The sequence below is a fragment of the Sphingobium psychrophilum genome (assembly GCF_012927105.1).
Classification (GTDB): Bacteria; Pseudomonadota; Alphaproteobacteria; order Sphingomonadales; family Sphingomonadaceae; genus Sphingobium; species Sphingobium psychrophilum.
Map to the genome: position 1 here is coordinate 57758 of NZ_JABBFV010000011.1, position 12313 is coordinate 70070.

General features: G+C 64.5%; 9 protein-coding genes. All 9 read left to right on the plus strand.

The window, feature by feature from the left end; genetic code table 11:
- Position 1 precedes the first annotated feature (1 nt).
- The 9 genes from HHL08_RS15475 (at position 2) to HHL08_RS15510 (ending at position 12173) form a co-directional block, all read left to right on the plus strand.
- On the plus strand, positions 2-754 hold the full coding sequence (locus tag HHL08_RS15475; RefSeq protein WP_024018189.1) for a F0F1 ATP synthase subunit B family protein: 753 nt from the start codon (positions 2-4) through the stop codon (positions 752-754).
- A complete protein-coding gene (locus tag HHL08_RS15480) occupies positions 735-2255 on the plus strand; it encodes a F0F1 ATP synthase subunit alpha (protein ID WP_024018190.1) in 1521 nt (506 codons plus the stop codon). Before HHL08_RS15475 ends, HHL08_RS15480 begins: the two co-directional genes overlap by 20 nt.
- The gene (locus tag HHL08_RS15485; RefSeq protein WP_024018191.1) at positions 2252-3118 is read left to right on the plus strand and encodes a F0F1 ATP synthase subunit gamma; all 867 of its coding nucleotides are present in this window, start codon (positions 2252-2254) and stop codon (positions 3116-3118) included. The genes HHL08_RS15480 and HHL08_RS15485 overlap by 4 nt, the downstream gene beginning before the upstream one ends.
- A 79-nt stretch (positions 3119-3197) precedes the next feature.
- Positions 3198-3329 carry a hypothetical protein gene (locus tag HHL08_RS25950; RefSeq protein ID WP_024018192.1) on the plus strand — a complete coding sequence of 44 codons (132 nt, stop codon included), beginning with the start codon at positions 3198-3200 and terminating at the stop codon, positions 3327-3329.
- 2 nt (positions 3330-3331) lie between these two features.
- Entirely contained in the window at positions 3332-5713 is a 2382-nt protein-coding gene (locus HHL08_RS15490) for a phosphoketolase family protein (RefSeq protein WP_031308588.1), read from the plus strand.
- A gap of 158 nt (positions 5714-5871) precedes the next feature.
- On the plus strand, positions 5872-7629 hold the full coding sequence (locus tag HHL08_RS15495; protein WP_169574009.1) for a PHA/PHB synthase family protein: 1758 nt from the start codon (positions 5872-5874) through the stop codon (positions 7627-7629).
- A gap of 3 nt (positions 7630-7632) precedes the next feature.
- The gene (locus HHL08_RS15500; RefSeq protein WP_066608841.1) at positions 7633-9054 is read left to right on the plus strand and encodes a bifunctional enoyl-CoA hydratase/phosphate acetyltransferase; all 1422 of its coding nucleotides are present in this window, start codon (positions 7633-7635) and stop codon (positions 9052-9054) included.
- Complete coding sequence (locus HHL08_RS15505; protein WP_031308703.1) at positions 9051-10247, plus strand: acetate/propionate family kinase; 1197 nt, start codon at positions 9051-9053, stop codon at positions 10245-10247. The genes HHL08_RS15500 and HHL08_RS15505 overlap by 4 nt, the downstream gene beginning before the upstream one ends.
- Before the next feature lie 447 nt (positions 10248-10694).
- Positions 10695-12173 carry a multicopper oxidase family protein gene (locus HHL08_RS15510; RefSeq protein WP_031308704.1) on the plus strand — a complete coding sequence of 493 codons (1479 nt, stop codon included), beginning with the start codon at positions 10695-10697 and terminating at the stop codon, positions 12171-12173.
- Positions 12174-12313: the final 140 nt, after the last annotated feature.

Consider the following 12313-nt stretch of genomic DNA (forward strand, 5'->3'; position numbering starts at 1 on the left):
CATGCGTATCGACTGGTGGACGCTGGCGCTGCAGGCGATCAACGTCGTCATCCTCGTCTGGCTGCTCGCACGCTTCCTTTTTCGTCCGGTGATGGGGGCTATCACCGCGCGCCAGACGGCTATGGACCAGCTGCTCGCCGATGCGGAGTCTGCAAAGGCAGCTGCGCTCAAGCTGGAAGCGGATCTTAAGGCGCAGACCGACGCCTTCGCCGCCGATGGAGAGGCACGCCGGTCAGCTTTGCTGGCCAGCATAGAGGCCGAACGCAGCCGCCTCCTTGATGCGGCCACGATCGAGACCGATGCAAAAGCGAAGCAGGCGCTTGCTTCTGTCGAGGACGCGCAAAAGGGCATGGCGACACAGCTAGAGGAAAACGCGGCCGTGCTCGCGGGCCAGATGGCGTCTGCGTTGCTGCGCCGGCTACCGGCCGCGGGCACCACCGATATGATGTTCACTGCCCTGCTCGAACGGGTCGAACGCTTGCCGGTCGAGGAACGCCGAGCCCTGGCCGGTGACACTCCTCTCGCCATCGTGACGCCGGCCGCGCTCGATGGGGAGACCCAAGCGCGATGCGTGCAAAAGCTCGAAGAGGCACTGCCGGGGCTTGCAGCACCGAACTTCACCGTCGATCCCGCGCTGATTGCCGGGTTCGAGCTCCATGGACCGCACATGCTCGTCCGTAACAGCTGGCGAGCCGATCTCGACACGCAGCTGGCGGCACTCAAGGAGGACGATCATGCCGGGCTCCGCGGATGAATGGCTTGCCCGGGCCGCGACGCGCGTGGCCGCGGCGGAAATCGGCGCACAGGTCCGCCAGATCGGCCGCGTCGAATCAATCGGCGATGGCGTAGCGCTGGTCTCGGGTTTGGCGGAGGCACGGCTCGACGAATTGCTGCAGTTTGCCGGAGGTCAGGCGGGCTTCGTACAAACGCTCGACCGCGATCGCATCGGCTGCGTGATGCTTGAGGATGCTGACAGCATCGAGGCGGGGGACATCGTCTCGGGCACCGGCGCAGTGGTGCGCACGCCGGTGGGGCGAGGACTGCTCGGCCGTATCGTCGATCCACTCGGCCGACCACTCGATGGCGGGGCGGCGATCGTCGCCGAGCGGTTCGAGTCGGTGGAGCGCCCCGCGCCGTCGATCATCGATCGCGACCTCGTCGTTCAGCCGGTGCAGACCGGGATATTGGTCATCGACGCGATGTTCGCGCTCGGCCGCGGCCAGCGCGAGCTGATCCTGGGCGACCGCGCGACCGGCAAGACCGCGCTCGCCGTCGATGCGATCATCAACCAGCGGTCGAGCGACATGATATGCATCTATGTCGCGATCGGCCAGAAATCCTCCAGTGTCGCGCGCGTGATCGATCAGGTGCGCCGCCATGGCGCGCCGGAACGCTGCATCTTCGTGGTCGCGAGCCCGGCTTCCGCACCGGGGTTGCAATGGATCGCGCCGTTTGCCGCGTTCACCATGGCGGAATATTTCCGCGATCAGGGCGGCCATGCGCTCGTTGTGCTCGACGACCTCACCAGGCATGCCGCCACGCACCGCGAGATCGCGCTGCTGACCGGCCAGCCGCCGGGACGCGAGGCCTATCCAGGCGACGTTTTCTACCTCCATTCGCGGCTGCTGGAGCGCGCCGCCCGCATGTCGCCCGAAAAGGGCGGCGGTTCGCTCACGGCGCTGCCGATCGCGGAGACCGATGCCGGCAATGTCAGCGCCTATATCCCGACCAACCTGATCTCGATCACCGACGGGCAGATCGTGCTCGACACCCGGTTGTTCGCCGAAGGCCACAAACCCGCGGTCGATGTCGGCACCAGCGTCAGCCGCGTGGGCGGCAAGACGCAGGCCCGGGCGCTGCGGGACGCGAGCGGCACGATGCGGCTCGACTATGCCCAGTTCCTCGAACTCGAGATGTTCACCCGCTTCGGCGAGCAGCCAGAGCCGCGCGTGAAGGCCCAGATCGAGCGTGGCAGGCGGCTGCGCGCATTACTCTCCCAGCCGCGCTTCCAGCCTCTGCGGGTCGTCGATCAGGTGGCGCTGGCAATCGCGCTCACGGAGGGCCTCCTGGATGCCCTGGCGATCCCCGACATCACTGCGATCCGCGCGACGCTGCCGTCATGGCTCGATGCCAACGCCGCCGAGCTCACAGGGCAGGTCGAGGATAAGGGGACAATGGATGCGACGTTGCGGGCCGCATTGTTGGCGGCCGTGCAACGGATGATCGCCAGTTCCAGCGCTGGCGCCGCGACATGAGCGATCGTCTGGCCACTGTCGGGCGACGGATCGCCACTGTGCGGCAACTCGGTGCGGTGGTCAATGCGATGCGCGGCATCGCCGGCGCCCGTGCCCAGCAGGGCCGCGCGTTGTTGCCCGCGATCCGCGCCTATGCCGCGACGGCGGGTCATGCGATTGGGAAGGCGCGGCAGCTACAGACAGGACCTGCGGCACCGCCGCTGAACAGCGCAAAGGGCAAGACAGGTCTTATCGTCTTCGGCGCAGAGCAGGGGTTCGCGGGCGCCTTTCCAGAGCAGGTCTTGAACGCCGCTGCGAGCGATTCCCAAGCGGCGCACTTCTTCCTCGTCGGCGACCGTGCCGCCGCGCTTGCTGCCGAGCGGTCACTGCCCGTCGCTTGGGCCACCAGCCTTCCCAGTCGCGCCGCTGCGCTTGCCAATATGGCAACCGAACTGCTTGGCGCCCTCTACGATTATGTGGCCGTGGCCGGCGCGGTCCCGGTCGCAATGATCTATCCGGTCTGGACGGCAGGGCATGGTGCGTCGGTCGTCCGCCGCAGCCTTTTGCCGCTCGATCCCGATATGTTTCCGCCGGAGCCAGTTGGGTCGATACCCCTGATCAATCTGCCGGCAAGCGACCTCGTCGAGCGCTTGGCCCAGGAATATGTCTTCGCCCAGCTGTGCGAAGCGGCCACCGAGGCCTTCGCCGCTGAAAACGAGGCTCGCATGGCGACGATGGCGGCCGCGAAAACCAATATCGACGCCAGACTCCAGGCACTTGAACGCGAGGAACGGCTGACGCGTCAGGAGGAAATCACCGCCGAGGTGGTTGAGCTGGCGGCCGGGGCACGCGCACGCGGCCGAACCAGGGCGGTATCGGAGTAGGGGGCCGAGCTGATGCCGGAAGCGACGTGATTGCCTGGTATAAGTGTGCGGCACTGCCATCCGTATCAATACGCATGTTGTGAGCAGTCTGCGCCATTCATGGGTGCGCAAGCAGTTTGAGCGCTGCGCGGTGGCGCATCAGCGCTCCGGCAAACACCAGCTCCGGCTCGGCGGCCGGGAAACCATGCCTTTTCAGTTTCAGGAAGAATGACCATGGACCCGCAGCCCGAGGCGACAGGCCAGCCACTCTCCAGCGATGAGATCGGCCTGATCCACGCTTGGTGGCGCGCCGCCAATTACCTCTCGGTTGGACAGATTTATCTGCTCGATAATCCGCTGCTCCGCGAACCGCTCAAGATGGATCACGTCAAGCCGCGGCTGCTTGGACACTGGGGTACGACCCCCGGGCTTAACTTCCTCTATGTGCACCTCAATCGTGTCATCAAGGCGCGCGGCCTCAATGCGCTCTTCATCGCCGGGCCTGGTCATGGCGCACCAGGTGTCGTCGCCAACACATGGCTCGAGGGCACCTATAGCGAAGTCTATCCTGCCATCGGTCCCGACGAAGATGGCCTGCGCCAGCTTTTCCGGCAATTCTCCTTCCCTGGCGGCATTCCCAGTCATGCGTCACCCGATACGCCCGGTTCAATCCATGAAGGTGGTGAACTGGGTTATTCTCTTCTGCATGCGTTTGGCGCCGCCTTCGACAATCCCGATCTGATCGTTGCTTGCGTCGTCGGCGACGGCGAAGCGGAGACCGGACCGCTGGCGACCTCGTGGCACAGCAACAAGTTCCTTAATCCCGCGACCGACGGGGCCGTTCTGCCAATCCTGCATCTCAACGGTTACAAGATCGCAAGTCCGACTGTCCTTGCGCGCATTTCGCACACCGAGCTCGACGCGCTGTTTCGCGGTTATGGCTACCTGCCGATCTTCGTCGACGGCGAGGAGCCGGACGCGATGCACCGGGCGATAGCGGCCGCGCTAGACGACGCGGTCGATCGGATACACGCGATCCAGAAGGCCGCGCGCGACGGTGGGGTCACGACGCGTCCGCTCTGGCCGATGATCGTCCTGCGCAGCCTAAAGGGCTGGACCGGACCCAAGATCGTCGACGGGCAGAAGAGCGAAGGCTTCTGGCGGGCGCACCAGGTCCCGTTCACGATGGACAAGCCCGAGCATCTTGGGCTGCTCGAGGAATGGATGCGCAGCTACCATCCGGAAGAACTGTTCGATGATGGCGGGCGGCTTCGGCCCGAAATTGCGGCTCTGGCTCCGCGCGGCGACCGGCGGATGAGTGCCAATCCGCATGCCAATGGCGGGGCTCTGATGCGCCCTCTGCGGTTACCCGACTTCGCATCCTACGCGGTCCCGGTTGTTCATCCCGGCGAGAGCGACGGCGAGGCGACCCAGGTGATGGGTACGTTCCTGCGCGACGTGGTGCGGGAGAACGCCCAGGCCCGCAACTTCCGCGTTTTCGGTCCGGACGAGACAGCATCCAACCGGTTGCAGACGATCTTCGAAGCCACCGACCGGAGCTGGGACGCGGAGACGATCGCGGACGATGTCCATCTCGATCCCAGCGGACGCGTGATGGAGGTGCTGAGCGAACATTGCTGCCAGGGATGGCTGGAAGGCTATCTGCTGACGGGCCGCCACGGCCTGTTTTCCTGCTATGAGGCGTTCATCCACATCGTCGATTCGATGGTCAACCAGCACGCCAAATGGCTGAAGACGGCGAAGGAGGTGCCCTGGCGTCGCCCGATCGCTTCGCTCAATTATCTGCTGACCTCTCACGTCTGGCGCCAGGATCATAATGGCTTCAGCCATCAGGATCCCGGATTTGTCGATCATGTCGTCAACAAGAAGGCTGACATCGTGCGGGTCTATTTCCCGCCCGACGCCAATACCCTGCTTTTTGTCACCGACCATTGCCTGCGCAGCTGGGACCGAATCAATGTCATCGTTGCCGGCAAGCAACCTTCACCCCAGTGGCTCGACATGAATGCGGCGATCAAGCACTGCACGCGCGGCATCGGTATCTGGGATTGGGCCAGCAACGATCGCAGCGGAGAGCCGGATGTCGTCATGGCGTGTGCTGGCGACGTTCCAACGCTGGAGACACTGGCCGCGGTCAGCCTGTTGCGTGTGCAACTCCCCGAGCTCAAGGTCCGCGTCGTCAACGTCGTCGATCTGATGACGTTGCAGCCCAACAGCCAGCACCCTCATGGGCTCAGCGACAGCGCGTTCGACGCGCTCTTCACGACGGATAAGCCGGTCATCTTCGCCTATCATGGCTATCCGGCACTAATTCATCGGCTCACCTACAAGCGTACCAACCACCAGAATATCCACGTCCACGGGTTCGAAGAGGAGGGCTCGACGACGACGCCGTTCGACATGGTGGTCCGCAACCATCTCGACCGCTTCCATCTCATGGGGAAGGTTATCGACCATGTGGAGCTGCCCGATAGCGCGGCCGCCTACGCCAAGCAGACGATCGATGATCAGCTGGTCGAGCACAAGCGGTACATCGCGGCACACGGGATCGATATGCCTGCCGTTCGCGACTGGCGGTGGCCCTCTGGAGCCTGAGGGGTCACCGAGACGGGCGGTTTGGGAGAGCCCCGCCTCGAGAGACATGGCAGGCATTATGCGCGTGCGCTCGTTAACGGACAAGCATCTGGGGACATCACGTAATGTTGTTTCGAGCCATGCCGGGCATGCCGCGACGTCCCCCGGAGAAACGCTGCATGATCGATACGTCCGCAGACTGTGCCAAGTGCGACCCACTCGACGGCATCGCTCGGACGCTCGACCATGCCTCGGCCGCGGCAATCGCGCAGATGACCTCTGGCCTGTCGCCGGTGACAATGATGCAGGCGTGGCTGGACTGGTGTGCTCATCTCACCATATCGCCGGGCAAGCGGCTGCAGCTTGCCGGCAAGGCAGGGCGAAAGGTCCAGCGGATTGCCGATTATGCCGTGCGACGTGTGGGGCAGGTCGATGCCGCGCCGGCGATCGAGCCGCTACCGCAGGACCGGCGCTTTATCGATCCGGCCTGGCGGCAGTTCCCTTTCGACCTGATCTCGCAATCCTTCCTTCTCACCCAGCAATGGTGGCATGCGGCGACCACCGGCATCAGCGGCGTGTCCAGGCATCATGAAGAGATGGTGGCGTTCGCGGCACGGCAGATGCTCGACGTCATCGCGCCCACCAACTTCCTCGCGACCAATCCCGTGCTCCAGCGCAAGATCATCGAGTCCGGTGGTGAGTGCCTGGTCGAGGGTGCGAAGCATTGGATGGAGGATGCGGAGCGGCGCGCCCGAGGCGAGCCGCCCGTAGGGACTGAGGCGTTCCGCGCCGGGGAGACGGTGGCGATCACGCCCGGCAAGGTGGTGTTCCGCAACGCGCTGGTCGAGCTCATCCAATATGCGCCGACGACCGGGATTGTCCGCCCCGAGCCGATCCTCATCGTTCCCGCCTGGATCATGAAATATTACATTCTCGACCTGTCGCCGGAGAACTCGCTAATCCGCTGGCTGGTGGCCGAGGGCTATACCGTGTTCGTCCTGTCCTGGCACAATCCCCAGAGCGCGGACCGCGACCTCGATATCGACGCCTATCTTCGCCTCGGGCCGATGGCGGCGCTCGACGCGGTCATAGCGATCACGGGCTCGGACAAGGTCCACGGCGTCGGCTATTGCCTGGGCGGGACGCTGCTGGCGATCACGGCGGCGGCCATGGTTCGCGACGGCGACGAACGCTTCGCATCGCTCAGCCTGTTCGCGGTGCAGACCGAGTTCAGCGAGCCGGGCGAGCTCGGCCTGTTCATCGACGAGGCGCAGCTCAACCTGCTCGACAATATGATGTGGAGCCGTGGCTATCTCGACAGTAGCCAGATGGGCGGCGCCTTCCAGATATTGCGGTCCAACGACCTGATCTGGTCGCACATCCTCGGCACCTACCTGATGGGCGAGCGCGAACCCATGACCGACCTGATGGCATGGAATGCGGACGGCACCCGCATGCCCTACGCCATGCACAGCGAATATCTGCGCACGCTCTTTCTCGACGACGATCTGGCCGAAGGCCGGTTCAAGGTCGAAGGGCGCACGATCACGCTCTCGTCGCTGCGTCAGCCGATCTTCGTGGTGGGGACCGAGCGCGATCTTGTCGCGCCGTGGCGGTCGGTCCACAAGCTGCACTGGCTGAGCAGCGCCGAGATCCGCTTCGTCCTGACCAGCGGCGGCCACAATGCCGGCATCGTGTCCGAGCCCGGGCATCGCCACCGCAGCTATCATGTCGCGACCCGCGTCCTCGACCGCCCCGCGCTCGATCCGGACGATTGGCTGGACCAGGCCGAGGCGCGCGAGGGATGGTGGACGGACTGGGTGGCCTGGCTCGGCGATCATTCCGGCGCGCCGCAGGCCCCGCCGCCGATGGGTAATCCGGACAGGGGCCTCGTAGCGCTCTGCGATGCACCCGGCCATTATGTGCTGGAGCGCTGAGCAATGGGCAGCCTCAAAATGATCGAGAACCGGACCTTCGACGAGATCGTCGTGGGTGAGACGGCGAGCGTCACGCGGACCTTGGGCGAGCAGGACATTCAGCTGTTCGCCCTGGTTTCGGGCGACGTCAATCCGGCCCATCTCGATGCCGAATATGCCGCCGGCGACATGTTCGGGCGGGTGATCGCGCACGGCCTATGGGGTGGTGGTCTGATCTCGGCCGTGCTCGGCACGCAGCTCCCTGGGCCGGGCGCGATCTATCTGAGCCAGAGCCTTCGGTTCAAGCGACCCGTAGGGTTGGGGGATACGATTGTCGCGTCGGTCACGGTACGCGAGAAGCGCGCCAAGCATCATATCGTCGTCTTCGACTGTTGCTGCATCAACCAGGCCGGCGAGGAGGTGATCAACGGCGAGGCTGAGGTCAAAGCGCCAACCGAGAAAGTAAGGCGCCCGCGCATGGCGCTGCCCGATATCCAGCTCTCGGATCATGACGGCTTCCGCCGGCTGATCGAGATGACGAGAAGCGTCGAGCCCGTTCCCACGGCGATCGCACATCCCTGCACCACCGCCGCGATCCTGGCTGCGGCAGCCGCTGCCGAAGCCGGCCTGATCGTGCCGATCCTGATCGGCCCCGAGGCTCGCATCCGTGTGGCTGCCAAGGACGCCGGCAAGGATATCGGTGCCCTCCGCCTGATCGACGTGCCCCACAGCCATGCCGCCGCGGCGCGTGCGGTCGAACTGGTCCGCTCGGGCGAAGCACTGCTGCTGATGAAGGGATCGCTGCACACCGACGAACTTATGGGTGCTGTCGTTCCGGCTGCGACGGGCCTGCGAACCGAGCGCCGCATCAGTCATGCCTATCTGCTGGACGTCCCCGGGCATCCGGCGCCGCTCATCATCACCGACGCGGCGATCAACATCGATCCGAGCCTGGAAGACAAGGCCGATATCATCCGCAATGCGATCGACCTCGCGCATGTCATCGGCATCGCCTGTCCGAAGGTCGCGATCTTGTCTGCCGTGGAGACGGTCAATCCGGCGATCCGCTCGACGCTCGATGCGGCCGCCTTGTGCAAGATGGCCGATCGCGGACAGATCGTCGGCGGCGTCCTTGACGGTCCGCTCGCCTTCGACAACGCGATCAGCGAGAAGGCGGCAAAGGACAAGGGCATCGTCTCCCCCGTTGCAGGGCGCGCCGAAGTCCTCGTCGTTCCCAATCTGGAAGCCGGCAATATGCTTGCCAAGCAGCTGACCTTTCTCGGCGGCGCGGACGCGGCCGGCGTGGTGCTGGGCGCGCGGGTACCCATCATTCTCACCAGCCGGGCGGATTCGCTCCGCACCAGCGTAGCGTCATGCGCAATCGCGCTGTTGCTGGCGCGGGCCGCCCCCAGAGCCACGCCCGGCCCGATAGCGAAGCCGGCATGAAGGCGATCGTCAGTCTCAATGCCGGCTCGTCGAGCATCAAGTTCGCGCTCTATCGCTTGTCGGGCGGACAGCTCGACTTCGATGCGGGCGGCAAGATCGAGGGTATCGGCACTAGCCCCCGGCTCGTCGCGCGCGACGCGGGCAGCGAGACCATCGTGGAAAAGACGTGGCCGGGCGGGGACGCACTCTCGCACGAGAATCTGCTCGAGGACCTCTTTGCCTGGGCGGCAACCCAATTGGGAGACCGCAAGGTCGCCGCGATCGGCCATCGTATCGTCCATGGCGGCGTGCGCTTCGCCGCGCCGCAGATCATCGATGATACTTTGCTGGATGCGCTCGATGCCTTGATCCCATTGGCGCCGCTCCATCAGCCGCATAACCTCGCCGCGGTCCGGGCCTTGCGCCTGCTGGCGCCTTTGCTGCCGCAGATCGCCTGCTTCGATACCGCGTTTCACCATGGCATGCCGCCGTTGGCGACGCGCCTGCCGATTCCGCGCGCTTTTCACGGCCAGGGCGTGCGCCGGTATGGCTTTCACGGTTTGTCCTATGAATACATTGCGGGCCGCCTTCGCGAGATCGACCCTGCTCTGGCCGCAGGCCGCGTCATCGCCGCGCACCTAGGCAACGGTGCGAGCATGTGCGCAATGCGTGCCGGGGCGAGCGTCGATACGACGATGGGCTTCACGGCGCTTGACGGATTGATGATGGGCACGCGCTCGGGCGCGATCGACCCCGGCGTGGTGCTTCATCTTCAGACTCAGGTCGGTATGGCCGCACAGGCGGTGGAGACGTTGCTCTATGAGCAGTCGGGCTTACTCGGTGTGTCCGGGATTTCAGGCGATATGCGTACGTTGCATGCAAGCGACGCGCCGGAAGCGAAGGAGGCGGTCGCCCTTTTCGTCCAGCAAGCTGGCCGTCAGGCCGCCGCTCTCATTCCCGCGCTCGGCGGTCTCGACGGTCTCGTCTTCACCGCCGGCATTGGCGAGAATGATTCAGAGATTAGGGCTGCGATTTGCGAGCGCTTAGCTTGGACTGGCGTCATTCTTGATCTCGACGCAAATGCATCGAATGCGCCTGTCATCAGCGCGCCAGATAGCAGAGTGATCGTGCGGATCGTTCCCACTGATGAGGAGCGCGTGATCGCCGATCATACGGTCGCTCTTATCAATCGCCATGGAAGGGGGCGGCGGTGAGGCCGCGTGTTGATCCTTCGGTCACGCACCGGCGGAGCAGTGTATCACCGCGGGTGATCCGGCACTATGAGAAGATCGCCCTGATGCGAACCAGGCTTCGCAGCGATAACGGGTTATCGCGACTGTTCGTTTCCCGCCCACCAGTTGCCATTTTATCGCGCGATCGCTCGCGATCTCGGTTTTCCTATCGTGGAGATCGCGGATCTCGTCTCCCTCTCCCTTTGGAGCGATTTCGAGCGCTCCAGGCCGAGGTCATGTCGCTTGCCCATCACGCGCGCCGAACAGCTGTCAGGCTCGCAAGCTCCAGACGACGCGCGTGCCGCTGCTCGATCTCGCGGATCGATGCGGTGGTGACGACCGGTCGGGATGCCCGATCCTCGATCAGCTGGTGGCTCGCTGAATTCGCATTTAGCAAAGCAGGCGCTCCGCGCCAACCAGGAGGCGGTCATGATGTTACTGAACCGGCGGACGTTGCTGGCGAGCGGGGGTCTGCTCCTGGCGGCGGCGTGTACGCGAAAATTCGGTTCGCCCGAGCGTGCCGGGACGCTTCCGATCCCGCGCCTGGTCGACGCGCGCCAACACGGCCAGCTGATCAACCTGAGAGCACAGGAAGGCGAGACCACGTTCTTCCCTGGCCGGCGAAGCGCCACGCTCGGGTACAATGGTAGCTATCTCGGCCCGACGCTGCGGGTTCACCGCGGCGACGATGTGACGATGACCGTCGGCAACAGCCTGTCGGCTGACACAACGGTTCACTGGCACGGGCTGCTCGTGCCGGGCGAACTGGACGGTAGCCCGCACCAGCTGATCGCTCCCGGTGCGACCTGGCGTCCTACGCTGCCGATCCGCCAGCCGGCGGCGACCCTCTTCTATCACTCGCATGCGCATGGGTTGACGGGTGAGCAAGTCTATTCGGGGCTCGCGGGCATGCTGGTTGTGACGGATGAGGAAGAGCAGGGCCTTGGACTGCCGTCGGACTATGGCGTTGATGATCTGCCCGTCCTGATTCAGGACCGGCAATTCGAGGATGGCCGGCTGGTCATGCCGACCGGCATGATGGTTGCTTCGCAGGGCCGCCGTGGCAACACGATTCTGGTCAATGGCGCACCCACGCCTCGGGCCGATGTTCCGGACCGCCTGGTGCGGTTGCGGCTCGTGAACGGTTCGAACGCCCGCATCTATGAGCTTTCGTTCAGCGATGACCGGACGTTTCATTGGATCGGCACCGAGGGCGGTCTCCTGGCGAGGTCCGTCGAACTGCAGGCCCTCACCCTGGCACCCGGCCAGCGTGCCGAGATATTGGTAAGCTTCGCCGATGGCAAGCCGGTCGCTCTGGTCACCGCTCAAGATGCGAGCGCGTCGATGATGGGGATGATGGGAGGTATGGGAATGATGGGCGACCATCACGACGATGAAGACGACGCTTCAACGACGGAGACGGTGCTGACCTTCTCACCGCGCCCGGGCTTGGGCGGGCGGGCCGCAGCCGCTGTACCACTGCTCCTGGCGGCACGCACCGTACCAGATCCTGAAGCGGCCGTAAGGCGCCGGCGCTTCGTGCTCAATATGTCGATGGGCGGTATGATGGACAGCGATGACGGCGCATACGCGATCAACGACAGGCCGTTCGACATTGATCGCATCGACGAGGAAGTCGGTCTCGGGGACGTCGAGATATGGAAAGTCTCCGGGAAGAAGATGGCGCATCCCTTCCATATCCACGGCGTGCATTTCGACGTGCTACGCCGCGATGGCGACGACCCGGACCTTCTCGATCAGGGGCCTCGCGATACGATCGTCGTGAAGGAGGCGGTAGAATTGTTGGTCCGGTTCGACCAGCCGGCCACCAAAGCACCTTTTATGTATCACTGCCATATCCTGGAACATGAGGATGAAGGCATGATGGGGCAATTCACGGTCGGTTGATTCAATCCGGGTGCGTCGCCCAAAGCCTGCCAGGAGCGGGTGCATCTCACGGACGCGGCCAACGCCGGTGGCCCCTGTCGCTCGGACGGCAACGCCTGGCCGTGCCACTCTCGTCCAGCGACATCTTCGTGACAGCATGA